This window comes from Leptothrix mechoopdaensis (SeqCode), from assembly GCF_053893855.1.
This window is the reverse complement of record NZ_CM132699.1, coordinates 776,426-799,387: the sequence shown is the minus strand read 5'-3', so window position 1 is coordinate 799,387 and position 22,962 is coordinate 776,426. Positions and strand designations below refer to the sequence as shown.

The 22,962-nt window shown below is 68.3% G+C and carries 21 protein-coding genes; 5 read left to right on the top strand and 16 right to left on the bottom strand.

Annotation, left to right across the window (positions count from 1 at the left end):
- Positions 1-208: 208 nt before the first annotated feature.
- Complete coding sequence (locus tag ACWA7K_RS03640; protein ID WP_456165744.1) at positions 209-2,266, top strand: M3 family metallopeptidase; 2,058 nt, start codon at positions 209-211, stop codon at positions 2,264-2,266.
- On the opposite strand, the gene ACWA7K_RS03635 is transcribed toward ACWA7K_RS03640, so the two are convergent.
- The 3 genes from ACWA7K_RS03635 to rsmI form a co-directional block, all read right to left on the bottom strand.
- Positions 2,267-4,579: a diguanylate cyclase domain-containing protein gene (locus tag ACWA7K_RS03635; protein ID WP_456210350.1), complete on the bottom strand. Its 2,313-nt coding sequence runs from the start codon at positions 4,577-4,579 to the stop codon at positions 2,267-2,269. It lies immediately after the preceding gene.
- Positions 4,576-5,535 (bottom strand): transporter substrate-binding domain-containing protein, encoded by a 960-nt coding sequence (locus tag ACWA7K_RS03630; RefSeq protein ID WP_456165740.1) that lies wholly within the window; start codon positions 5,533-5,535, stop codon positions 4,576-4,578. The genes ACWA7K_RS03635 and ACWA7K_RS03630 overlap by 4 nt, the downstream gene beginning before the upstream one ends.
- Before the next feature lie 91 nt (positions 5,536-5,626).
- Positions 5,627-6,628 carry a 16S rRNA (cytidine(1402)-2'-O)-methyltransferase gene (rsmI, locus tag ACWA7K_RS03625; protein ID WP_456165738.1) on the bottom strand — a complete coding sequence of 334 codons (1,002 nt, stop codon included), beginning with the start codon at positions 6,626-6,628 and terminating at the stop codon, positions 5,627-5,629.
- 25 nt (positions 6,629-6,653) lie between these two features.
- On the opposite strand from rsmI, the gene ACWA7K_RS03620 reads away from it, so the two are divergent.
- From ACWA7K_RS03620 to ACWA7K_RS03610, 3 genes are read left to right on the top strand one after another with little or no spacing between them, the layout of a single operon-like run.
- The gene (locus ACWA7K_RS03620) at positions 6,654-7,082 is read left to right on the top strand and encodes a YraN family protein (RefSeq protein WP_456168671.1); all 429 of its coding nucleotides are present in this window, start codon (positions 6,654-6,656) and stop codon (positions 7,080-7,082) included.
- A gap of 38 nt (positions 7,083-7,120) precedes the next feature.
- Positions 7,121-7,714 carry an SIS domain-containing protein gene (locus ACWA7K_RS03615; RefSeq protein WP_456165736.1) on the top strand — a complete coding sequence of 198 codons (594 nt, stop codon included), beginning with the start codon at positions 7,121-7,123 and terminating at the stop codon, positions 7,712-7,714.
- Positions 7,711-8,358, top strand: coding sequence for a BON domain-containing protein (locus tag ACWA7K_RS03610; RefSeq protein ID WP_456165734.1), 648 nt, complete (start codon positions 7,711-7,713; stop codon positions 8,356-8,358). The genes ACWA7K_RS03615 and ACWA7K_RS03610 overlap by 4 nt, the downstream gene beginning before the upstream one ends.
- A 28-nt stretch (positions 8,359-8,386) precedes the next feature.
- Here the strand turns inward: ACWA7K_RS03610 and ACWA7K_RS03605 are convergent, their stop codons facing one another.
- On the bottom strand, positions 8,387-9,280 hold the full coding sequence (locus ACWA7K_RS03605; protein ID WP_456165732.1) for an NAD(P)-dependent oxidoreductase: 894 nt from the start codon (positions 9,278-9,280) through the stop codon (positions 8,387-8,389).
- A 352-nt stretch (positions 9,281-9,632) separates the two neighbouring features.
- Between ACWA7K_RS03605 and ACWA7K_RS03600 the strand changes: the two genes are divergently transcribed.
- A complete protein-coding gene (locus ACWA7K_RS03600) occupies positions 9,633-10,037 on the top strand; it encodes a hypothetical protein (protein WP_456165730.1) in 405 nt (134 codons plus the stop codon).
- On the opposite strand, the gene ACWA7K_RS03595 is transcribed toward ACWA7K_RS03600, so the two are convergent.
- The 12 genes from ACWA7K_RS03595 to nuoG all read right to left on the bottom strand — a co-directional run bounded on the left by ACWA7K_RS03595 (position 9,994) and on the right by nuoG (position 22,934).
- Positions 9,994-11,100 (bottom strand): hypothetical protein, encoded by a 1,107-nt coding sequence (locus ACWA7K_RS03595; protein ID WP_456210348.1) that lies wholly within the window; start codon positions 11,098-11,100, stop codon positions 9,994-9,996. The genes ACWA7K_RS03600 and ACWA7K_RS03595 overlap by 44 nt on opposite strands.
- A gap of 207 nt (positions 11,101-11,307) precedes the next feature.
- Positions 11,308-11,442, bottom strand: coding sequence for an HD domain-containing protein (locus ACWA7K_RS03590; RefSeq protein WP_456165726.1), 135 nt, complete (start codon positions 11,440-11,442; stop codon positions 11,308-11,310).
- Between the two features lie 139 nt (positions 11,443-11,581).
- Positions 11,582-12,106: a DUF1178 family protein gene (locus ACWA7K_RS03585; RefSeq protein ID WP_456165724.1), complete on the bottom strand. Its 525-nt coding sequence runs from the start codon at positions 12,104-12,106 to the stop codon at positions 11,582-11,584.
- Between the two features lie 10 nt (positions 12,107-12,116).
- Entirely contained in the window at positions 12,117-12,767 is a 651-nt protein-coding gene (locus ACWA7K_RS03580; protein ID WP_456165722.1) for an NUDIX domain-containing protein, read from the bottom strand.
- A 122-nt stretch (positions 12,768-12,889) separates the two neighbouring features.
- Complete coding sequence (gene nuoN, locus ACWA7K_RS03575; RefSeq protein ID WP_456165720.1) at positions 12,890-14,368, bottom strand: NADH-quinone oxidoreductase subunit NuoN; 1,479 nt, start codon at positions 14,366-14,368, stop codon at positions 12,890-12,892.
- 20 nt (positions 14,369-14,388) lie between these two features.
- Positions 14,389-15,861 carry an NADH-quinone oxidoreductase subunit M gene (locus ACWA7K_RS03570; RefSeq protein ID WP_456165718.1) on the bottom strand — a complete coding sequence of 491 codons (1,473 nt, stop codon included), beginning with the start codon at positions 15,859-15,861 and terminating at the stop codon, positions 14,389-14,391.
- Positions 15,862-15,879: 18 nt separating this feature from the next.
- Positions 15,880-17,925 (bottom strand): NADH-quinone oxidoreductase subunit L, encoded by a 2,046-nt coding sequence (gene nuoL / locus ACWA7K_RS03565; protein ID WP_456165716.1) that lies wholly within the window; start codon positions 17,923-17,925, stop codon positions 15,880-15,882.
- 20 nt (positions 17,926-17,945) lie between these two features.
- Positions 17,946-18,254 carry an NADH-quinone oxidoreductase subunit NuoK gene (gene nuoK / locus ACWA7K_RS03560; RefSeq protein ID WP_305750676.1) on the bottom strand — a complete coding sequence of 103 codons (309 nt, stop codon included), beginning with the start codon at positions 18,252-18,254 and terminating at the stop codon, positions 17,946-17,948.
- Positions 18,254-18,913: an NADH-quinone oxidoreductase subunit J gene (locus ACWA7K_RS03555; protein WP_456165713.1), complete on the bottom strand. Its 660-nt coding sequence runs from the start codon at positions 18,911-18,913 to the stop codon at positions 18,254-18,256. The genes nuoK and ACWA7K_RS03555 overlap by 1 nt, the downstream gene beginning before the upstream one ends.
- A 78-nt stretch (positions 18,914-18,991) precedes the next feature.
- A complete protein-coding gene (gene nuoI, locus ACWA7K_RS03550) occupies positions 18,992-19,504 on the bottom strand; it encodes an NADH-quinone oxidoreductase subunit NuoI (protein WP_305750674.1) in 513 nt (170 codons plus the stop codon).
- A gap of 29 nt (positions 19,505-19,533) precedes the next feature.
- Entirely contained in the window at positions 19,534-20,592 is a 1,059-nt protein-coding gene (gene nuoH, locus ACWA7K_RS03545; protein ID WP_456165711.1) for an NADH-quinone oxidoreductase subunit NuoH, read from the bottom strand.
- Positions 20,593-20,618: 26 nt separating this feature from the next.
- A complete protein-coding gene (gene nuoG, locus ACWA7K_RS03540) occupies positions 20,619-22,934 on the bottom strand; it encodes an NADH-quinone oxidoreductase subunit NuoG (RefSeq protein ID WP_456165709.1) in 2,316 nt (771 codons plus the stop codon).
- Positions 22,935-22,962: the final 28 nt, after the last annotated feature.

Below are 22,962 nucleotides of genomic sequence, written 5' to 3'. Positions count from 1 at the left end.
GCCCGGCCGCCGTGTCCGGATAGGCGAGCAGCTGGACTCCGTGGCTTGGAGCCGCACGCGACCTCAGGGTCCGTGCGGCTTTTTTCATGGGATGCCGGCCGGCGTCGAGGCGATTGGACTTGTGCATCGCGGTGATGGCCGCAACTCGCTTGGGGCTGCCACCAGCTGGCAGAGAATCCGCCATCCCCTGCACGAGAAGCTCGCCACGATGTCCATCGACAACCCCCTGCTCGACACCGCCCCGCTGCCCCAGTTCGCCGCGATCCGCCCCGAACACGTCGGCCCCGCCATCGACGTGCTGCTGGCGCAAGCCGAGACCGCGCTGGAGAGTGCCGTCAGCGACGCCACGCCGGCCGACTACGAGACGCTGTCGCGCGTGCTGTCGGTGCCGATCGAGCGCCTGGGCCGCGCCTGGGGCGCCGTCAGCCACCTCAAGGGCGTGGCCGACACGCCCGAGCTGCGCGCGGCCTACAACGACAAGCTGCCCGCGATCACCGAGTTCTACACGCGCCTGGGCGCCGACGAGCGGCTCTACGCCAAGTACAAGGCCATCGCCGCCAGCCCGGCCGCCGCGTCGCTGAACCGGGCCCGCCGGCAGGAGCTGGCCCACAGCCTGCGCGACTTCGTGCTCGGCGGCGCCGAGCTGCAGGGCGAGGCCAAGGCGCGCTACGCGCAGATCCAGGAAGCCCAGGCCGTCGCCTCGCAGACCTACTCCGAACACGTGCTGGACGCGACCGACGGCTGGTCGCTGGTGGTGCCGGCCGAGCGCCTGGCCGGCGTGCCCGAGGACGTGTGCAGCGCCACCCGCGCGGCGGCCCAGAAGGATGGTCTGGACGGCCACAAGCTGACGCTGCACATGCCCGTCTACCTGCCGGTGATGCAGTACGCCGACGACCGCGAGCTGCGCCGCGAGCTCTACACCGCCTACGTCACCCGGGCCTGCGAGACCGGCCCGGCCGAGCGCGACAACGGCCCGGTCATGGCCGAGATCCTGCGCCTGCGTCAGGAAGAGGCGGCGCTGCTGGACCTGGCCAGCTATGCCCATCTGTCGCTGGTGCCCAAGATGGCCGAGACGCCGCAGCAGGTGCTCGACTTCCTGCGTGATCTGGCCCGCCGCGCGAAGCCGCACGGCCTGCGCGACCTGGCCGAGCTGCAGGCGTTCGCCGCCACCGAGCTGGGCATCGCCGAGCTGCAGTCGTGGGACAGCGCCTACGCCAGCGAGAAGCTCAAGGAAGCGCGGTACGCCTTCAGCGATCAGGAGGTCAAGCAGTACTTCACCGAGCCCAAGGTGCTGGCCGGGCTGTTCCGCATCATCGAGACGCTGTTCGAGGTGACGATCTCGCCCGACAGCGCGCCGGTCTGGCACGAGTCGGTGCGCTTCTTCCGCATCGAGCGGGCCGGCCAGCTGGTCGGCCAGTTCTACCTGGACCCGTATGCCCGCACCGGCAAGCGTCCGGGCGCCTGGATGGACGACGTGCGCTCGCGCTGGCTGCGCCCGGACACCGGAACGCTGCAGACGCCGGTGGCACACCTGGTGTGCAACTTCACCGCCCCGATCGACGGCAAGCCCGCGCTGCTGACACACGACGAGGTGCAGACGCTGTTCCACGAGTTCGGCCACGGCCTGCACCACATGCTGACCCAGGTCGACGACCTGGGCGTCTCGGGCATCAGCGGCGTCGAGTGGGACGCCGTCGAGCTGCCGAGCCAGTTCATGGAGAACTTCTGCTGGGAATGGGACGTGGTGCAGCAGCTGACCGCCCACGTCGACACCGGCGAGCCGCTGCCGCGTGCGCTGTTCGACAAGATGACGGCGGCCAAGAACTTCCAGAGCGGCATGATGACGCTGCGCCAGGTCGAGTTCGCGCTGTTCGACATGCGCATCCACGCCGAGCCCGGCACGGCCAGCGCCGAGGCGATCCAGCGCACGCTCGACGAGGTGCGCGACGAGGTCGCGGTGCTCAAGCCGCCGGCCTTCAACCGCTACCAGCACACCTTCTCGCACATCTTCGCGGGCGGCTACGCGGCCGGTTACTACAGCTACAAGTGGGCCGAGGTGCTGAGCGCGGACGCCTGGAGCGCCTTCGAGGAAGAAGGCATCCTGAACCCCGAGACCGGCCGGCGCTACCGCACCGAGATCCTGGAAGCCGGCAGCGCCCGCGACGCGATCGACAACTTCAAGGCCTTCCGCGGCCGCGAGCCGCGCATCGACGCGCTGCTGCGCCATCAGGGCATGGCCGAGCCGGCCGAGCCGCAGCCGGCCTGATCAACCCGGCGGCAACGCCTTCGGCGTGAAGAACAGGACCTGGTTGCGCCCGCGCTGCTTGGCCTCGTACATCGCGCTGTCGGCGTTGCGCATCAGCGCCGACTCGTCCAGCCCGCCTTCGGGCAGGCAGGCCACCCCGATGCTGGCGCTGACCTGCACGGCGGTGCCGGCGAGCGGGTAGGGCCGCGAGATCGCCTCCAGCAGGTTGTGGGCGACGCGGCCGGCGTCGACCACCGACTCGACCTGCGGCAGCAGCACGACGAACTCGTCGCCACCCAGCCGGCAGGCGGTGTCGCTGGCCCGCAGCTGTTCGAGCAGGCGCTCGGCCACCTGGCACAGCAGCGCATCGCCGCTGGCGTGGCCGAAACGGTCGTTGACGGCCTTGAAGCCGTCCAGGTCGATGAACATCAGCGCCAGCACGCGGCGCTGTCGGCGCGCCATCTGCAGGCCCTGCAGCAGGCGGTCGTGCAGCAGCAGCCGGTTCGGCAGGCCGGTCAGCGGGTCGTGCTGGGCCCGGTGGGCCAGCTGCAGCGCCAGCGCATGGGCTTCGGTGACGTCGTGCAGCACGGCGACGGCGCCGATCACCTGGCCGTCGGCCAGCATCGGCGAGACCGATTCCTGCACCACATGGTCACCGCCGCCGGCATGCGCCAGCCGGGCCCGCTGCGGCACGACCTGACGTTGGCGCTGCTGCAGGCACAGGGCGACCGGGTCGGGCAGCTCGTGACCGTGTTCGGCATCGCGGCGGTGCAACGCCTCGCCATAGGCCTGGCCCAGCAGCGTCGCCTCGGGCTGGCCCAGCAGCGCCAGCGCGACCGGGTTCAGGTAGGTGATGCGCCCGCGTGCGTCGCTGGTGATGACGGCGTCGGCGATGCTTTCCAGCGTCACCTTGCTGCGCACGTGTTCGGCCGCCAGCTGCTCGGCCAGTCGCTTGCGGGTGATGTCCTCCAGCACGATGTGGGCGCGCAGCACGCGGCCATCGGCGGCCCGGTCGGTCGTCGCCGAGACCAGCACGTCGATCGCCTTCCCGTCACGCCGGCCCAGCTGCAGCTCGACGTCGCGGCAGCGGCCGGCGCCCATCAGGGCCGGCCACAGCTGCAGGCTGGCCAGCAGGCGCGCCGGTTCGGTCAGGAAGTCGTCGAGCCGGCGACCGAGCGCGTCTTCCTGTTCCAGCCCCAGGCGCTCCAGCCACAGCCGGCTGACGCCGATCAGGCGCCCTGCCCGGTCGACCGACACCATCATGGCGGGCGTGCGCTCATAGAGCGAGCGGTAGCGCTCGCGGCTGCGGCCCAGCTCGCGGGTCTGGCGCCGCACCTGTTCGGCCGATGCGGCCAGCAGCAGCGGCGGCACCAGCGCGGCCAGCAGCGGCGTGTAGACCAGCAGCTGCTGCCAGGGCGCCGTCTGCGGCGGCGCCGGGAACAGGCCCTGCGCGATCAGCGTGCCGACCGTCAGCGAGACCAGCGCGACGGCCGCCGCCACCGAGACGAACGGCAGGCGCATCGCGCCGAGCACGAGCGGCAGCACCATGTAGACGTAGGGAAACGGCAGCAGCAGGATGGCCAGCAGCGCCACGCCGACGCTGATCAGCCCGAGCGCGGCGGCACGGCCGTCGAGCAGCTGGTCGCCGAGGGTCTCCGGATCGCTGGCCAGCACCGCCAGCGTGACCGGCAGCAAGGTCGCCGACCCGATCGCCGAGCTGTCCAGCCAGCCCCAGGCGATCTGCGTGGCCTGGCCCAGGCCCGTCAGCTCGACCAGCACGGACGCCGTCACGGTACCCAGCAATGCCGGCAGCAGCGAACCCTGGATCAGCACCCGCAACATCGCCATCGGGTCGTGCAGCAGACGCTGGTGGTCACCACCGCGCTGGAGCAGCCAGGCGGCGGCCAGCATCTCGGCCAGGTTCGGCAGCACCAGCAGCGAGGCCAGCGCCACGTTGTCGCCGAAGGCCAGGTTGGCGCCGAAGATGCCCAGGCCCGCTGCCAGCAGCGCCCCCGGCCAGAGTCGGCGCGGCAACACCAGCAGCAGCGCCAGGCCCCAGACGTTCGTGTACCAGACCGCCGCGACCTGCCCGGGAAACCGCGACAGCCACATCGCCATCGAGGACCAGAACCAGGCGCCCAGCAGCGCCACGAGCAGCATCAGCCAGGGGTGCTGCAGGGCCAGGTGACGCAGTTGCGCCTCGACGGCCCGCTCGGGCGCGGACGGGTCGGGTTCGCCATCCGCCAGCCCGGTCACCAGCGGCGTGGCCGGACCGAGCAAGGGCATCGGCCGGGTCTCGACCCGGCCTTCGGGCGGCGGCGCGGCGTGGTTCATGCGCCCTCGCCCGTCAGGCGGCGACGTCGGCGACGTGCGGCCAGCACCAGTCCGGCCCCCAGCAGCAGTGCGGCACCACCGGCGAGCATCAGCGGCGTGCGTCGATCGTCGGTGGCTTCGAGCGCTTCAGGCGGCAGCCAGCGGGCCAGCACCTCCGCCCGCTCGGCCGGCGTCATCGCCGTCAGGCCGGCTTCCAGCGCGGCGCCCAGCGCCGGCATGTCCTTGCGCCACGCGAACGAGAGCGGGTAGCTGAAGCCGACCGAACGTCCCAGCGCCAGGTCGGACCAGCGCTCGCGGGTGCGGATGAAATGCACGCTCGCGACATCGGCCACGACCGCGTCGACGTGGCCGGCGCGCAGCAGCTTCAGGGCGGCATGGTCGTCGGCCACCGGCTGCCACCGGATGCGCGGGTAGCCGCTCCGGACGAAGGCTTCGACGGCGTACCCGGAGCCGACCGCGACCGCGCGGCCGTCCAGCGAGCCCAGGTCCGGCCTCGCGCCGCCGCTGCGACCGACCACGATCGCGTCGACCTGGACATAGGGCCGGGTGAAGCCCAGGAAAGCGGCCCGCTCGGGCGTCGGGCGCAGGGAGGTGATCACGTCGACCTCGCCGCGCCGGGCGCCGGCCAGGATCTCGGCCAGCGGCCGTGCCGGCAGGACCTGCAACGAAAGCCCCGCATGCATCGCGACGCGGTTCAGCAGGTCGACCGACAGGCCACGGACGCGGCCGTCGGCATCGCGGTAGACGAAGGGGCCGTAGTCCGATTCGGGCGCGAAGCGCACGGCTGGCAGCAGCGGCTGGACCGGCACCACCGGCGTGACGTCGACCGCCGAAGCGGTGGCGGCCACGGCGGCGGCATCTGCCGCGTGCGACGAGGCCATCGCCATCGCCAGCGCCCCGCCCGCCAAGGCGTTCAGCAGACCGAGGATGTTTCGCAAGACGGCACGCGACGACATGCACGGATTGTGAACGGACGGACCGGCCCCGCACAGCCCCGGCAGACTGCCGGAGACCCGATTGACACGGCCGGAGCGTGACGAATGGACTTCAGTCGCCGAAGCCCGAGTCGTCGAATGCCTCGTCGTCCTCGTCCAGTTCGGCCTTGATGGCCAGCAGGCGCGCATAGATCGCGTTGCGCGGCTGGCCGCTGACGCCGGCAGCCAGCGCCGCCAGCTGCTTCAGCGGCATCGACGGCAACAGCGCCCGCAGCCAGGGGTCGAGCGCCGCCAGCGCCGGGTCGACCTCGCCCGGCTCGTCGCCGTCGCCGCGTGCGGGCGCCGGCTGGGCATGCAGGACCAGCACGAACTCGCCGCGCCGCCGGTCGGCATCGGCCGCGAGCCAGGCCGGCAGCTCGCGCGCGGCCAGCGTGTGCAGGCTCTCGAACTGCTTGGTCAGTTCGCGGCAGACGGTCAGGCGGCGCTCGGGCACGACGTCGGCCAGCGCCTCGGCCAGGGCCTCGATGCGGTGCGGTGCCTCGAACAGGACCTGGCTGTGCCCGCGCGACGCCGCATCCGCCTGCAGCGCCTGCAAGGCCTGTCGACGCGCCTGCGCCTTGGGCGGCAGGAAGCCGAGAAAGCGGAAGCCCTCGGCCGCGACATCGCCGGCCGCACTCAGCGCCGTGACGACGCTGCTGGCGCCCGGCAGCGGCAGCACGCGCAAGCCGGCCGCCCGCACGGCCGCGACCAGCCGCGCGCCCGGATCGGACACGGCCGGCGTGCCGGCATCGCTCACATAGGCGATGCGCTCACCGGCCTGCAGACGTGTGACGACCTGCGCGGCGGCGCGTTCCTCGTTGTGCTCGTGCAGCGACAGCAACGGCTTGTGCAGGCCCAGCCGCTGCAGCAGGCCGCCGCTGACCCGCGTGTCCTCGCAGGCGACCGCATCGACCAGCCCGAGCACGTGCACCGCGCGCAGCGTGATGTCGGCCAGGTTGCCGATCGGCGTGGCGACCACATACAGTGCGCCGGCCGGCAACTGCTGGCCGGACGTGGCCGCCGCAGCGGCCTGCTGCAGCAGCGGCAAGGCGGTGACCGAAGGCGACGTCGGCATCGGGGACGAAGGCTCGGGAGGCGTGATGGCGGAGTCGTGGTTCAAGCGGTGGACACCCGGTGGGAAGGCGGCCGAGCCGTCGGCCCGACCTTCGGTGCAGCGCCCCGGCATGGCCGCCGAGGACCGCGCGCTGGCGCATCTGCAGGCTCAGGGACTGGGCCTGGTCGAACGCAATTATCGAGTCGCGCGCGGCCCCGGCCGGCCCGGCGGCGAAATCGACCTGATCATGCGGGACGGCCAGACGCTCGTGTTCATCGAGGTCCGCTCGCGCCGCGCCGGCAGCGCGCATGGCGGCGCGGCGGCGAGTGTCGGTGCCGCCAAGCGCGCACGGATCATCCACGCGGCCCGCCACTACCTGCTGCGCGACCCGGATCCGCCGCCTTGCCGGTTCGACCTCGTGGCGATCGACGGCGAGTCGCTGAACTGGCTGCAGGCCGCCTTCGACACCGGTTGAAACCGGGCCTTCCGGAGGGGCTCGCATATCATTCCTGCATGTCCGAACAGCGCATCCAGCAGCAGTTCTTCGACAGCGCCGACCTCAAGTACGCCGCTGCCGAAGCCCTCACGCGACCGATCGGCGATGCCGTGCAGGCGGTGCTCGGCTGCATCACCGGTGGCGGCAAGGTGCTGGCCTGCGGCAATGGCAGCTCGGCCGCCGATGCGCAGCGCCTCGCGGCCCTGCTGGTCGGCCGCTTCGAACAGGACCGGCCCGGCCTGGCCGCCGTCAGCCTGTCGAGCGACACCTCCGTGCTGACCGGGGTCGGACGCGATCAGGGCCTCGAACAGATCTTCGCCCGCCAGGTGCTGGCACTCGGTCATCCGGGTGACGTGCTGATCGCGTTGAGCACCAGCGGCAACGCGGCCAACGTGCTGGCCGCAGTCGAGGCCGCGCACGAGAAGGAGATGACCGTCGTCGCCCTGACCGGCCAGGGCGGTGGCGCGATGAACCAGGCGCTGGCCGAGACCGATGTCCACATCTGCGTGCCGCACCAACGCACGGCCCGCATCCTTGAAGTCCACCTGCTGGTCATCCACACGCTGTGTGACGTGATCGACCTGCACCTCCTAGGAGAAACCGACGCATGACCTGCACCCGAACCTCGATGAACACGCGCCTGCGCTCGCCCACCCGCCTGATCTGCGGCCTGCTGGCCGCCGCCGGCCTGGGTGCCGCGCTGACCGGCTGCGCTCCGCTGCTCGTCGGTGGCGCCGCGCTGGGCGGGGCGCTGGTCGCGACCGACCGCCGCACCTCCGGCACGCAGCTGGAGGACCAGGGCATCGAGCTGAAGGCGCAGAACCGCATCCGCGACGTCGTGGGCGATCGGTCCCATGTCACCGTCACCAGCTATGACCGCCAGGTGCTGCTGACCGGCGAGGTCTTCAACGATGCCGACAAGGCCGCGATCGAGGCCGCCGTGGCCAAGGTCGAGAACGTGCGCAATGTCGTCAACGACCTGGTGGTGGGCTGGCCCAGCTCGACCTCTGAACGCTCGCGCGACCTGCTGCTGACCACCAAGGTCAGGGCCACGCTGGTCGATGCCAAGGACCTCTCGGCCAATGCCTTCACCGTGCTGACCGAGCGCGAGACGGTCTACCTGATGGGCAAGGTCACCGAAGCCGAGGCGACCCGCGCGATCGACCTGATCCGCACGATCTCGGGCGTGAAGAAGGTCGTGCGGCTGCTCGACATCATCTCGCCCGAGGAACTGGCCGACCGCAAGCCGCGCTGAGCGGCCTGCGACGCTGCGCTGGCCGGGTTCAGCGCAGCCGCTTGATCAGGCTGGACGTGTCCCAGCGGCCGCCGCCCATCTGCTGGACGTCGGCGTAGAACTGGTCGACCAGCGCGGTGGCCGGCAGGCGGGCACCGTTGCGACGGGCCTCGGCCAGCACCAGCCCCAGGTCCTTGCGCATCCAGTCGACCGCGAAGCCGAAGTTGAACTGGTCGTCGACCATCGTCTTGCCGCGGTTGTCCATCTGCCAGCTCTGCGCCGCGCCCTTGCCGATCACGTCGAGCACCTGGTGCATGTCCAGGCCAGCCTTCTGGCCGAAGGAGATCGCCTCGGCCAGGCCCTGCACCAGTCCGGCGATGCAGATCTGGTTGACCATCTTGGCGAGCTGGCCCGCACCGCTCTCGCCCACCCGCGTGACCGCCTTCGAGAACGCCATCGCGACCGGCTTCATGGCCTCGAAGGCCGCCGCGTCGCCACCGCACATCACCGTCAGCACGCCATTGACCGCGCCGGCCTGACCGCCCGACACCGGCGCGTCGATGAAGGCGACGCCGCGTGCAGCCGCCACCGCCGACAGCTCGCGCGCGACCTCGGCCGATGCGGTGGTGTGGTCGACGAAGACCGCACCGGCGGCCATGCCGGCCAGCGCACCGTCATCGCCCAGCACGACCGAACGCAGGTCGTCGTCGTTGCCGACGCAGGCGAACACGAACTCGGCCCCGGCAACCGCCTCGCGCGGCGTCGCGGCATGGGCACCGCCATGCTGCGCGGCCCAGTCGGCCGCCTTGCTGGCGGTGCGGTTGTAGACGGTGACCTGATGACCGGCCTTGGCCAGATGCCCGGCCATCGGGCCGCCCATCACGCCCAGGCCAAGAAACGCGACGCGACGCGACGCGGTGGATTCGTAGGTCTTGCTGCTCATGCCCAGCTCCTTGTTGAGACGGACACATTCTCGCGGCACGACGCCGGCTTCACCGCATCGCCCCGCCGCGTCATGGCCCCGCAAGCGCAAGAGCGGCGTGGCCCATCGTCGTCGACAAGAAAAAGTTGATGCAGCCCCTGCCCGGGCTGCATCGTGTGTCGGCGTTGTATAGGGGCTTGGGCAGAGCCACTCCTCGACGACATCACTGCGCACATGCTAGACAGTTGTCGGCCATTGCGATCGCTTGCAGGCTTCGGGAGTTTCCCGATCACATATCTGCGTCGCCCGCAGGCACCGGCCCATCGCGCGCTGATCGTGGCGATGCGCCAACCCGGTAGGTCGGACACCTTCGGTGTCCGACGGGCTCGTACCCATCGGCTCGTGGGCCCTGACCGATGAATGCATCGGCGCGCGGCTTGCGGGCGTGTTCAACATGGTCCCGGTTGAATGGCCCATCGGCACCAGCCCGTCGCGCACCGACGGGCTGGTGCCATTCGGCTCGTTGGATCAGACCAATGAATCCTCTACGCTCGATGCGCGCAGTACGGTCGAATCAAGCGGGTTGATTGCCTGTGGGCATTTAGCTCATCCCCAAGTGCGTGAAGAACACTTCGGCGTACTTGTTCCCCACGTCCGTGAGGATGGGCTGCATGGCGCGTTAATCGAGTGGTCCGGCATCTGCAAGTCCCGATCAGACGAACCAGGGAGCGCGCCTATCCATTCCCTGGCGCTGCTTCGAACTCGCGAAAGGGCTTGACCCAGTCCGCATAGGGAAACGCATCCTTCACGGCCCTCTGGAAGTCCGGGTCACTGAGCGTCTGGAACGTCACGCCCTTGCGTATCCACTCCAGCGTCATGTCCTCAACCAGAGACGAGGCCCGAGGAAACACGCGGTCGAGTTCTTTATCCACATAGCGCTTGACCACCTCAGACGATGGCGAGCCGTTGACCTGGGCACGCAAAGCCGCAGGCGGGTTCGCCTCGACGATCGGCAGGAGCGCGTCGACGAGCTTCGTTCGAGAGGCATCCAGTTCGGTCTGGAACTGGACGGCCACCTGAGCCTGGAACTCGCGGATGTCGTTGCGGATGGCACGGACTTCGGAGTCGAACTCCGGCAACTTCGATCGCAAGAGCACGCTACCCAGACGTTTTCCAACCGGACGGGTGTACTGGTCGCGAAGGGCCCGGACCTTCCGATCGATCTCTGCGGCACCCTTGGCCACATTGCTGTCGTCGCCCACGAGCTGGAAGGTCGTCAGCAATCGCTTGATCGTGGTGTCATCGCTCAAGGATGGCAGCAGGTCGTTGGGCAATCGGACCGTGTGCTGGGCGATGCGCAGGCCTGTCAGTCGGAGTTCGACGAACTCGATGAACGCATTGAACACATTGACCTTCCGGGCCAGATCGAACTTCTGCGGCGGATCGGCATCCAGCGCCGCCTTGACCTGCACCATCTTCTGGTCCGACAGCGCCCGCTGGCCAAGCTCCGGGGGTGATGACGTTCGACCCGCCTGTGGCACTACCGGGAAGAACGCGTTCAACACCGCGTCAACCTGATCGAACTGCAAGACGAGCGCGTTGATACCGACATGCTGGTCGTCCTGCAATTCAACCAACATGGGTGGCGTGAAAAACGCATATCCCTGACCATCGCAGACCAGCACGCAGGTGCGCAGGCCGGGCTCAACGCGCACGTCCACGTCTCCTTCCTTCAGGAGTGCAACGGCCTCGAAATCGCCGTACCCCATCCTGGCGGTCGCATCGTCGACGTCCAGCACGACCCGGACCGCGTCTCGGCCGAGTTGCGCGCGTGCATTCACCAGCGCTGCCGCCAGCGGTTGCTGGAGTCCCGGGGCGCAATACACGACACGCCGGGAGGCGTCATGAATGCACTGAGCCGCCATGGCCGCACTGAGATGAAGAAAACAAGGTGAATGCATCGTCCCTCCCATGAGACATCGTCATGAAGTGGCTTCATTGGTCGCGCCAAGTCGGGCCATGCAAAGCGCACGGAGTCGACGCAGAACTCAGATGTGGCTCCATGAATGAGCCACCGCCGCAACGTCCAGGCTGTGCCAGACCAGCAGGTGACAGGCCGGGCCGTCGGCCACCGGCCGGGCCTTGCCCCAGTATCGGAAGGGTGAGCCGAAGGATGTCGCCATGTGATGCGCCCTTGCAGCCACGACGGGGCTGTCAGGCGCGCATCTTCAGGGCGCGGACCGAGCGCCCGGTTGCAGGACCGGCGGGGACTTTCCCGCTGACAGATTCAGGTGGGCGCGACCGAAGCGCGCCGTCCTGCGGCTACTGCACGGGGCCGTCGAAGCCGTCCGGAACGGGCACCGAGAAGAACTCGATGCCTTCCTCGCGCAGCGCCTCGGCCTCGTCGGGCGTGGTCTTGCCGCGGATCTGGCGTTCCTCGGCTTCGCCGTAGTGGATGCGGCGTGCCTCTTCGGCGAAGCGGGGGCCGACGTTCTCGGTGTTCGACATCAGCTCGCGCACCGCGTGCAGGTAGGCCGCCTGCATGACCGCCGCATGCGCGGCAGCTTCCGGCGTCAGGGTCGGGGCGGCAGGCATCGGCGTCGAAGGGGCCGGCGCGGTCGCAGTGCCTCCCGATGGCGAGCGCGGCGGCACGGCTTCGGCCTTGCGCGGCTCGCGGGCGCCCGACAGGTTCAGGCGCGGCGCCGATGGCAGGCGCTGGATCTCGTGGCTGCTGCAGACGGGGCAGGTCAGCAGGCCGCGCGCCTGCTGGTCGGCGATGTCGGCTTCAGAGCCGAACCAGCCTTCGAAGCCGTGCCCGGCGTCACATTGCAGATTGAGAACCTTCATGGTGGCCGAATTATCCGGCCGCGACGTGTTCGGCCTCGGTCTTCCAGTCCAGAGCCCACAGTCCGGCACGCCATTGCTGGATCCACAGCAGTCCGACCAGCGTCTTGGCATCGGTGACGCTGCCGTCGCGGGACCAGGCGGCCAGTTCCTCGGCGCTGGCCGCGAACACGTCGAGGAACTCGCCCTCGTCGAGCGCGCGTTCGCCCGCCGTCAGTCCGCGTGCCAGCCAGACCTGGATGTGTTCGGTCGCGTAGGCGATGGCGTTGTGCAGCTGGCCGGCATAGGCCCACTCGCTGGCCTCGTGGCCGGTCTCCTCGCGCAACTCGCGCACGGCGCAGGCGATGCCCGCTTCACCGATCTCGAGCTTGCCGGCCGGGAACTCGATCATGGCCCGCTGCAGCGGATAGCGGTACTGGCGCTCCAGCAGCAGCCGGCCGTCGTCGAGCAGCGGGATCACCATCACCGCACCGTTGTGGACGATGTACTCGCGTGTCGCGCGGCCGCCGTCCGGCAGGCTGACATGGTCAAGCCGGACATCGAGCAGCTTGCCCCGGTAGACCTGCTCGCTGCTGAGCGGGCGCTCGACGAGGTGCTCATGGCCTTGCGGCAGATCGGTCAGCGACGGCAGGGCATGGCCTGAAGACGTGCGAGGTGGGTTCATGCGGCAATCCTGTCAGCGGGTCTCGTTCCGGTCGAGGCCCCGGATGGCCGACGGCCCCGCAAGCCAGGGGCTGGGCGGGGCCGTTGGATGACGTCGCACCTGTTGGCGCGAACGGGTCGGGATCAGGTCGCGAGCGCCTTGATCGCGTAGGCGCACATGGCCATCAGGCCACCGGGCAGGATGCCCAGCACCAGCACGGCGGCGCCGTTCAGCGACAGCACGGCGCGGGCCTGGCCGGGTGCCTGGATCGCGGTGGTGTCGGTGGCGTCGTCGAAGTACATGACCTTCACGACGCGCAGGTAGTAGAAGGCACCGACCAGCGACATGACGACCGAGAAGATCGCCAGACCGATGTAGCCGCCTTCGTTGGTCGACACCAGCGCCTGCAGGACCGACAGCTTGGCGTAGAAGCCGACCGTCGGCGGGATGCCGGCCAGCGAGAACATGAACACGCCCATCACGGCGGCCATCAGCGGATTGCGCTGGTTCAGGCCGGCGAGGTCGTCGATCTGGTCGGCCTCGAAGCCCTGGCGGGCCATCAGCATGATCAGGCCGAAGGTGCCCAGCGTCGTGACCACGTAGGTCAGGATGTAGAACATCGCCGAGCTGTAGGCATTGGCCGCCGACACGGTGTTGCCGTTGATGACGCCCGGCACGAGGCCCAGCAGCACGAAGCCCATCTGCGCGATCGTCGAATAGGCCAGCATGCGCTTGAGGTTGGTCTGCGCGATGGCGGCCAGGTTGCCGACCACCAGCGAGCAGACCGCCAGCACGACCAGCATCTGCTGCCAGTCCACCGCCAGGCCGATCAGGCCGTCGACCAGCAGGCGCATGGCCATGCCGAAGGCGGCGATCTTGGGTGCGCCGGCGATCAGCAGCGTGGCCGCCGTCGGGGCACCGTGGTAGACGTCGGGCACCCACATGTGGAAGGGCACGGCGCCGAGCTTGAAGGCCAGGCCGGAGACGATGAAGACGACGCCGAAGACCAGCACGCGCTTGTTGGGCTCACCCTTGTTGATGGCCTCGAACACGCCGGCCAGGTCGAGGCTGCCGGTCGCGCCGTACATCATCGACATGCCATAGAGCAGGAAGCCCGAAGCCAGCGCGCCGAGCACGAAGTACTTCATCGCCGCCTCGGTGGCCTGCGCGTTGTCGCGGCGCAAGGCGACCAGCGCGTACAGCGACAGGCTCATCAGCTCCAGGCCGAGGTAGATCATCAGCAGGTTGGCGCCCGAGACCATGATCGCGATGCCCAGCAGCGAGAACAGGCTCAGCGTGAACAGCTCGCCCTTGAGCATCTCGCGGCTGGCCACGTAGGGCTGCGCGTAGACCAGCGTGACGGCCACCGAGACCGTCGCGAAGAAGGTCAGCAGGTGACCCATCGGGTCGGACACCAGCATGCCGCCAGCGGCGAACTCGGGCGTCGGGTTCTGGAAGTGCACCAGGTGCAGGGCGCCGTAGACGGCCAGCGTCAGCAGCGTCAGGCGGTAGGTGGGCCGGCGCTGCGGGTCGGTGACGAAGAGATCGGCCAGCGCGACGACGCAGGCCATCACCAGCAGCACGATCTCCGGAAGGATCGCGTTCCAGTTCATCGAGGTCATGGTGCGAGCGTTTCCGTGGATCAGAGTTTCGAGACGCCGACGTGGCGGATCAGTTCGGTGACCGAACTGTGCATGACGTCGGTGAAGGGCTTCGGGTACAGGCCCATCGCGAGCGTGGCGATGGCCAGCACGGCCAGCATCAGGAACTCGCGCGCATTGATGTCGGTCAGGTCGCGGACGTCGTCATTGGTGACGTCGCCGAAGTAGACCCGCTTGACCATCCACAGCGTGTAGGCGGCGCCGAAGATCAGCGCGGTGGCGGCCAGCATGCCGATCCAGAAGTTGTACTTGACGGCACCCAGGATGACCATCCACTCGCCGATGAAGCCGGCGGTACCCGGCAGGCCGCAGTTGGCCATGCCGAAGAACACCGCGAAGGCCGCGAACTTGGGCATGGTGTTGACCACGCCGCCGTAGCTGGCGATCTCGCGGGAGTGCACACGGTCGTACAGCACGCCGATCGACAGGAACATCGCGCCCGAGACGAAGCCGTGCGAGATCATCTGCACCAGGCCGCCGGAGATGCCCAGTTCGCTGAAGATGAAGAAGCCCAGCGTGACGAAGCCCATGTGCGCGATCGACGAATAGGCGACCAGCTTCTTCATGTCGTTCTGGACCAGCGCGACCAGGCCGATGTAGATCACCGCGATCAGCGACAGGCCGATGATGATCGGGCCGTAGGTGTGCGCGGCATCGGGCGCGATCGGCAGCGAGAAGCGCAGGAAGCCGTAGGCGCCGAGCTTCAGCATGATCGCGGCCAGCACGACCGAACCGCCGGTGGGCGCCTCGACGTGGGCATCGGGCAGCCAGGTGTGGACCGGCCACATCGGCACCTTGACCGAGAAGGCGGCGAAGAACGCACCGAACAGCAATGCTTGCGCGGTCGCACCCAGCGGCAGCTTGTGCCAGGCCAGGATGTCGAAGCTGCCACCCGACTTGTAGTACAGGTAGATCAGCGCGATCAGCATCAGCAGCGAGCCGGCCAGCGTGTACAGGAAGAACTTGAAGGCCGCATAGACGCGGCGCGGGCCGCCCCAGATGCCGATGATGATGTACATCGGGATCAGCGTGGCTTCGAAGAAGACGTAGAACAGCAGGCCGTCGACCGCGCTGAACACGCCCACCATCAGGCCCGACAGGATCAGGAAGGCGCCCATGTACTGGTGGACGCGCTCGGTGATGACCTCCCAGGCGGCGATCACGACGATCACGGTGATGAAGGCGGTCAGCAGGACGAACCAGACCGAGATGCCGTCGACGCCGAGGTGGTAGCTGACGTTGAAGCGTGCAATCCAGGGTTGCACTTCCTGGAACTGCATCGCCGCGCTGGCGACGTCGAAGCCGGAGATCAGCGGGATCGTGACGAGGAAGCTGACGACGGCGCCGACCAGCGCGATCCAGCGCACGACGCCGGCGTTGTCGTCACGGCCGAGGGCCAGCAGCACGGCACCGAAGGCGATCGGCAGCCAGATGGCAATGGAGAGATAAGCCATGTTCTTCGTTTCCCCGGCTCAGCGCGCCTGGAACACGAACCAGCTCATCAGCGCGAAGACGCCGACGAGCATGACCAGTGCGTAGTGATAGATGTAGCCGGTCTGGAACAGACGGACCAGCGAGGCGATCCAGCCGACCAGGCGAGCCGAGCCATTGATGACCGCGCCGTCGATGATGGCGACGTCGCCGCCCTTCCACAGGCCGCGACCCAGCAGGCGCGCACCGGCGGCGAGCACGTGCTCGTTGAAGGCGTCGAGGTAGTACTTGTTCTGCATCACGGTGACCAGCGGCGACAGCACGCGGCCGAGCGTGGCCGGGATCGCCGGCACCAGCATGTAGAACACGTAGGCGGTCACGACACCGGCCAGCGCGAGCCAGAACGGCAGCGTCGACACGGCATGCAGGGCCATCGCGGCGGCGCCGTGGAACTCTTCCTTCAGCGCTTCCATCGCCGGGTGCAGTTCACCGTTGACGAAGATCGCGTCCTTGAAGAAGTCGCCGTGGACCAGCGGGCCGATCGTCAGGTAGCCGACGATGACCGACGGGATCGCCAGCAGCACCAGCGGCAGCGTCACGACCCAGGGGGACTCGTGCGGGACATGAGCATGCGCATGGGCATCTGCATGGTCGTGACCATGACCGTGCTCGTCCGCATGGCCGTCGTCATGGGCGTGGTCGTCTTCCGGCGGGAAGGGCTTGTGGTGGAAGTTCTCCTTGCCGTGGAAGACCAGGAAGTACATCCGGAACGAGTAGAAGGCGGTCACGAACACGCCGATCACCGCCGCCCAGTAGGCCCAGTGCGCGGCGCCGAGGTGGCTGGCATGCAGCGCCTCGATGATCGAGTCCTTCGAGTAGAAGCCGGCGAAGAACGGCGTGCCGATCAGCGCAAGCGAACCCAGCAGCGACGTGATCCACGTGATGGGCATGCGCTTCCACAGGCCGCCCATGTTGCGGATGTCCTGGTCGTGGTGCATGCCGATGATCACGGAGCCGGCGCCGAGGAACAGCAGGGCCTTGAAGAAGGCGTGCGTCATCAGGTGGAAGACGGCGACCGAATAGGCCGACGCGCCGAGCGCCATCGTCATGTAGCCGAGCTGCGAGAGCGTCGAATACGCGACCACGCGCTTGATGTCGTTCTGGATGATGCCCAGGAAGCCCATGAACAGCGCGGTGATCGAACCGATGATCAGGATGAAGCTGAGGGCGGTGTCCGACAGCTCGAACAGCGGGCTCATGCGCGCGACCATGAAGATGCCGGCCGTCACCATCGTGGCGGCGTGGATCAGCGCGGAGATCGGCGTCGGGCCTTCCATCGAGTCGGGCAGCCAGACGTGCAGCGGGAACTGCGCGCTCTTGCCCATCGCGCCGATGAACAGGCAGATGCAGGTCACCGTGATCAGCATCCAGTCGGTGCCGGGGAACGGCAGCTTGGCGTAGGCCTCGGCCTGCGCGAAGGTCTCGCTGTAGTTCAGCGTGCCGGCGTAGGCGACGATCAGGCCGATGCCCAGGATGAAGCCGAAGTCGCCGACCCGGTTGACCAGGAACGCCTTCATGTTGGCGAAGATCGCGGTCGGCTTCTTGAACCAGAAGCCGATGAGCAGGTACGACACCAGGCCGACCGCTTCCCAGCCGAAGAACAGCTGCAGGAAGTTGTTGCTCATCACGAGCATCAGCATCGAGAACGTGAACAGCGAGATGTAGGAGAAGAAGCGCTGGTAGCCCGGGTCCTCTTCCATGTAGCCGATGGTGTAGATGTGCACCATCAGCGAGACGAAGGTGACGACCACCATCATCATCGCGGTGAGGCCGTCGACCAGGAAGCCGATTTCCATCTTCAGGCCGCCCAGCACCATCCACTCGTAGACGGTCTGGTTGAAGCGGGCACCGTCCAGCACCTGCTGCAGCGTCAGCGCCGACAGGATGAAGGAGATCAGCACGCCGAGGATGGTCACGACATGGGCGCCGCGACGGCCCACGGTCTTGCCGAAGAAGCCGGCGATCACCGCGCCGGCCAGCGGCGCCAGCGGCACGGCCAGCAGGGGGGTTAGCGAGAGCTCGGTCATTTGTGTTCTTCCCTCTGGCCTCAGCCCTTCAGCGTGTCGAGTTCATCGACATTGATCGTCGAGCGGTTGCGGAACAGCACCACCAGGATGGCCAGACCGATGGCCGATTCGGCGGCCGCGACGGTCAGGATGAAGAAGACGAAGACCTGCCCGGCCATGTCACCCAGATAGTGGGAGAAGGCCACGAAGTTCAGGTTGACCGCCAGCAGCATCAGCTCGATGGCCATCAGCAGCACGATCAGGTTCTTGCGGTTCAGGAAGATGCCGATCACCGACAGCGCGAACAGGATCGCGCCCAGCGTCAGGTAGTGTCCGAGGCCGATGGTCATCACGCTTGTCCTTTCGGGGCCGGGGCGGCGGCATCGGCCGCAGGCGCGGCTTCAGCGGCGGGCAGTTCGCGCACGGCGTCCATCTTCACGATGCGCAGGCGATCCGCCTTGCGGGCACGCACCTGCTGGGCCGGGTCCTGGCCCTTGACGTCCTTGCGACGACGCAGCGTCAGCGCGATGGCGGCGATGATGGCCACCAGCAGCAGCACGGCCGCGATCTCCAGCGGATAGAGGTAGTGGGTGTAGATCTCGATGCCCAGCAGCTTGGCATTGGGCACGCCCGCGCCGCCTTCCATCGCCTTGGCCAGCGACGTGTTGAAGTCGTGCATCAGCACGTAGGCCATCTCGAGCGCGATGACCACGCCCACCAGGGCGACGACGGGGAAGTGGTTCCAGAAACCCTGCCGCAGCGCGTCGATGTTGATGTCCAGCATCATCACGACGAACAGGAACAGCACCATCACGGCGCCGACATAGACCAGCACCAGCGAGATCGCCAGGAACTCGGCCTGCAGCAGCATCCAGACGCAGCTGGCATTGAAGAACGCCAGCACCAGATACAGCGCCGCGTGAACGGGGCTGCGGGCGGTGATGACCCGGAAGGCCGCAAACAGCAGGATTGCGGCAAAGACGTAGAAGAGCGCGGTGGTGGTTTCCATGTCGTCTCGGGGTACGTCGCATGAGACCTGCGCAGCAGCGAACGGGCCGTGTGGTCCACGGCCCGCCGCTCGCGCGGTTCAGCGGTACTTGGCGTCCGCCTCCTTGTTGGCTGCGATGTCTTTTTCGTAGCGGTCACCGACGGCCAGCAGCATGTCCTTCGTGAAGTACAGGTCGCCGCGTTTCTCGCCGTGGTATTCGAAGATGTGGGTCTCGACGATCGAGTCCACCGGGCAGCTTTCCTCGCAGAAGCCGCAGAAGATGCACTTGGTCAGGTCGATGTCGTAGCGCGTGGTGCGGCGGCTGCCGTCGGCACGCACGTCCGATTCGATCGTGATGGCCATGGCGGGGCACACGGCCTCGCACAGCTTGCAGGCGATGCAGCGCTCCTCGCCGTTCTCGTAGCGGCGCAGCGCATGCAGGCCGCGGAAACGCGGCGACAGCGGCGTCTTCTCTTCCGGAAACTGCACGGTGACCGTGCGCTGGAAGAAGTGACGGCCGGTGAGCTTCAGGCCCTTCAGCAGCTCCAGCAGCATGAAGCTGGAGATGAAGTCCTTGAAGGAGAAGTCCTTGACGGGGGCGGCGGCAGACATGGTGGTTTCCTGGTCGGGGCTCACGCGGCTCATGGCCAGATGTTCCAGGGCGACTGCATCCACAGGCCCACGACGATCAGCCAGACGAGGGTGACCGGGATGAAGATCTTCCAGCCCAGACGCATGATCTGGTCGTAGCGGTAGCGCGGGAAGGTGGCGCGAACCCACAGGAACATCGTGACGACGCAGAAGGTCTTGATGCCCAGCCAGATCCAGCCCGGGATGAAGGACAGCGCGGCGATCGGGGCGTCCCAGCCGCCGAGGAACATGATGACGGTCAGGATCGAGACCAGCCACATGTTGGCGTACTCGGCCAGGAAGAACATCGCGAACGACATGCCCGAGTACTCGATCATGTGGCCGGCGACGATCTCGGCCTCGCCTTCGACGACGTCGAAGGGGTGACGGTTGGTCTCCGCCAGGCCCGAGATGAAGTAGACGACGAAGATCGGCAGCAGCGGCAGCCAGTTCCACGACAGGAAGTTCAGGCCCATGCTGGCGAACGTGCCGTGGGTCTGGCTGACGACGATCGCGGTCATGTTCAGGCTGCCGGTGACCATCAGCACGACCACGAAGGCAAAGCCCATCGCGATCTCGTAGCTGATCATCTGCGACGACGCGCGCATCGCACCCAGGAAGGCGTACTTCGAGTTCGACGCCCAGCCGGCGATGATGACGCCGTAGACCTCCATCGAGGTGATCGCCATCAGGAACAGCAGGCCGGCATTGACGTCGGCCAGCACGACGTCGGGGCCGAAGGGCACGACCGCCCAGGCGGCCAGCGCCGGCATGATCGTCATGATCGGGCCAAGGAAGAACAGGCCCTTGTTGGCGGCCGTCGGGGTGATGATCTCCTTGAAGATCAGCTTGACCGCATCGGCGATCGGGGTCAGCAGGCCCCAGGGACCGACGCGGTTCGGGCCCGGACGGATCTGGGTCCAGCCGATGGCCTTGCGCTCCCACAGCGTCAGGTAGGCCACGCAGCCCATCAGCGGCAGCAGGACGGCGACGATCTTGATCAGCGTCCAGACCACCGGCCAGGCGCCGCCGAGCGTCGAGCTTCCGAAGGTTTGCAGGGTATCCAGCATGTTCAGTTCCAGGCTCAGGCTATGGCTCAGGCGAGCTCGACGGTGACCGGACCGAAGGCGGCACCCAGCGAGGCCGTCGCGGCCAGGCCGGTGCTGACGCGCACGGTGTCGGCGGCCAGGCGCTCATCGCGCACGGCGGCCAGCGTGGCCGAGGCCGAACCCTGCGTGACGCGGACCTGCGCGACGCCGTCGCCCAGACCCAGCGAGGCCCACACGGCCGCCGGCAGCGCGACCGGCGCGACGCTGGCGTCGGCCGTCTTCTGCAGCGACGGGGCGCGGCGCACGACGCTGTCGGTGGCGTAGATCGGCGTGTCGGCCAGGCGCTGCAGGCCGGTGACCGGCGCGTTCAGCTGCGCCAGCACCGAGGTGCGGTTGTCGAGTCGGGCGGGGATCGTGGCGACGTCACCCAGCGCCTGGGCGCGGACTTCCTCGACGGTCTCCTGCGCGAAGCCCGGCAGGCCCAGCAGGTTGCCCAGCACACGCAGCACCTTCCAGCCCGGACGGGTCTCGCCCAGCGGACGGACGACGCCGTGGAAGGACTGCACGCGGCCTTCGGCGTTGACGAAGGCGCCGCCGGTCTCGGTGAACGGCGCGATCGGCAGCAGCACGTCGGCATGGTCGACGTTGGCGCTGAACGGGCTGAAGGCGACGACCATCTCGGCAGCAGCCAGCGCGGCGGCGGCTTGCGACGGGTTGGCCGCGTCCAGCACCGGCTCGGTATTGAACAGCAGGTAGGCCTTGCGCGGCTGAGCCAGCATCGCGGCGGCGTCGAGGCCACCGGTGCGCGGCTGCGCGCCGACCAGCTGCGCGCCGACGGCATTGCCGCCCTCGCCCAGGAAGCCGACGCTCGCGCCGGTGTGTTCGGCGATCCACTGCGCCAGCGCCTGCAGGTCGGCGGCCTGCGGGTGACGCGCGGCGGCGTTGCCCAGCAGGATGGCCTTGCGCTGGCCACCCAGCAGGCCCAGCGCGATGGCCTTGGCGATGTCGCCGGCGGCCACGTCGAACGGCGCGGCGATGCCCTTGGTCATCGCGACGGCGGCGGCGATCTCGGCCAGCGAACGGACCCACTCGGACGGCGCGGCGATGGCCTCGGCGGCCACCGGCATCAGCCAGTCCTCGGAGACGCCGTGAACGCGCGTCACCAGCGCACCGTGACGGGCGGCCTGGCGGATGCGCTGGGCGAACAGCGGATGGTCCTTGCGCAGGAACGAACCGACGATCAGCACGCGGTCCAGCGTCGACAGGCTGGCGATCGAGGTGCCGAGCCATTGCACGCGGGTGGCTTCCTGGCGGAAGTCGCTGCGGCCCAGGCGGTGGTCGATGTTGTCGCTGCCGATGCCACGCACCAGCTGGGCCAGCAGGTGCAGTTCCTCGGTGGTCGAACCGGCCGACGCCAGCGCGCCGATGGCCGAGGCGCCGTGGTCACGGCTGATCTGCTTCAGGCCGTTGGCGACGTATTCGAGCGCGGTCTGCCAGTCGACCGCCTTCCACTGCCCACCCTGCTTGAGCATCGGGGTGGTGTTGCGGGCGTCGCTGTTGAGGGCCTCGTAGCTGAAGCGGTCGCGGTCGGCGATCCAGCATTCGTTGACGGCCTCGTTCTCCAGCGGCACGACGCGCAGGACCTGGTGGTTCTTGACCTGCACGATCAGGTTGGCGCCGGTGCTGTCATGCGGGCTGACGCTCTTGCGGCGCGACAGTTCCCAGGTGCGGGCGCTGTAGCGGAACGGCTTGCTGGTCAGGGCGCCGACCGGGCAGATGTCGATCATGTTGCCCGACAGCTCGGAGTCGACCGTGCCGCTCAGGAAGGTCGTGATCTCGGAATGCTCGCCGCGGTGGGCCATGCCCAGTTCCATCTGGCCGGCGATCTCCTGGCCGAAGCGCACGCAGCGGGTGCAGTGGATGCACCGGCTCATCTCTTCCATCGAGATCAGCGGGCCGACGTCCTTCGGGAACACGACGCGCTTCTCTTCCTCGTAGCGCGAGGCCGACTTGCCGTAGCCCACCGCCAGATCCTGCAGCTGGCACTCGCCGCCCTGGTCGCAGATGGGGCAGTCCAGCGGGTGGTTGATCAGCAGGAACTCCATGACCGACTGCTGGGCCTTGATGGCCTTGTCGCTCTTGGTCCGCACGATCATGCCCTGCGTGACCGGCGTGGCGCAGGCCGGCATGGGCTTGGGCGCCTTCTCGACGTCGACCAGGCACATGCGGCAGTTGGCCGCGATCGAGAGCTTCTTGTGGTAGCAGAAGTGCGGGATGAAGGTGCCGGCCGCCTCGGCGGCATGCATCACCATGCTGCCTTCCTGGACCGAGACCTTCTTGCCGTCGAGTTCGATTTCAATCATGGTGTTCAACCGCGACGCGGCTCACGAC

Bases quoted from the DNA above. Each gene is read 5' to 3' on its own strand.
- ACWA7K_RS03615 (WP_456165736.1), top strand. From the start codon at position 7,121: ATGTCCGAACAGCGCATCCAGCAGCAGTTCTTCGACAGCGCCGACCTC.
- nuoI (WP_305750674.1), bottom strand. From the start codon at position 19,504: ATGTCTGCCGCCGCCCCCGTCAAGGACTTCTCCTTCAAGGACTTCATC.
- nuoN (WP_456165720.1), bottom strand. From the start codon at position 14,368: ATGACCTCGATGAACTGGAACGCGATCCTTCCGGAGATCGTGCTGCTG.
- nuoH (WP_456165711.1), bottom strand. From the start codon at position 20,592: ATGCTGGATACCCTGCAAACCTTCGGAAGCTCGACGCTCGGCGGCGCC.
- ACWA7K_RS03590 (WP_456165726.1), bottom strand. From the start codon at position 11,442: ATGGCGACATCCTTCGGCTCACCCTTCCGATACTGGGGCAAGGCCCGG.
- ACWA7K_RS03585 (WP_456165724.1), bottom strand. From the start codon at position 12,106: ATGAAGGTTCTCAATCTGCAATGTGACGCCGGGCACGGCTTCGAAGGC.
- ACWA7K_RS03555 (WP_456165713.1), bottom strand. From the start codon at position 18,913: ATGGAAACCACCACCGCGCTCTTCTACGTCTTTGCCGCAATCCTGCTG.
- nuoG (WP_456165709.1), bottom strand. From the start codon at position 22,934: ATGATTGAAATCGAACTCGACGGCAAGAAGGTCTCGGTCCAGGAAGGC.
- ACWA7K_RS03610 (WP_456165734.1), top strand. From the start codon at position 7,711: ATGACCTGCACCCGAACCTCGATGAACACGCGCCTGCGCTCGCCCACC.
- rsmI (WP_456165738.1), bottom strand. From the start codon at position 6,628: ATGCCGACGTCGCCTTCGGTCACCGCCTTGCCGCTGCTGCAGCAGGCC.
- ACWA7K_RS03630 (WP_456165740.1), bottom strand. From the start codon at position 5,535: ATGTCGTCGCGTGCCGTCTTGCGAAACATCCTCGGTCTGCTGAACGCC.
- ACWA7K_RS03605 (WP_456165732.1), bottom strand. From the start codon at position 9,280: ATGAGCAGCAAGACCTACGAATCCACCGCGTCGCGTCGCGTCGCGTTT.
- ACWA7K_RS03580 (WP_456165722.1), bottom strand. From the start codon at position 12,767: ATGAACCCACCTCGCACGTCTTCAGGCCATGCCCTGCCGTCGCTGACC.
- ACWA7K_RS03620 (WP_456168671.1), top strand. From the start codon at position 6,654: ATGGCGGAGTCGTGGTTCAAGCGGTGGACACCCGGTGGGAAGGCGGCC.
- ACWA7K_RS03635 (WP_456210350.1), bottom strand. From the start codon at position 4,579: ATGAACCACGCCGCGCCGCCGCCCGAAGGCCGGGTCGAGACCCGGCCG.
- ACWA7K_RS03570 (WP_456165718.1), bottom strand. From the start codon at position 15,861: ATGGCTTATCTCTCCATTGCCATCTGGCTGCCGATCGCCTTCGGTGCC.
- ACWA7K_RS03640 (WP_456165744.1), top strand. From the start codon at position 209: ATGTCCATCGACAACCCCCTGCTCGACACCGCCCCGCTGCCCCAGTTC.
- nuoL (WP_456165716.1), bottom strand. From the start codon at position 17,925: ATGACCGAGCTCTCGCTAACCCCCCTGCTGGCCGTGCCGCTGGCGCCG.
- nuoK (WP_305750676.1), bottom strand. From the start codon at position 18,254: ATGACCATCGGCCTCGGACACTACCTGACGCTGGGCGCGATCCTGTTC.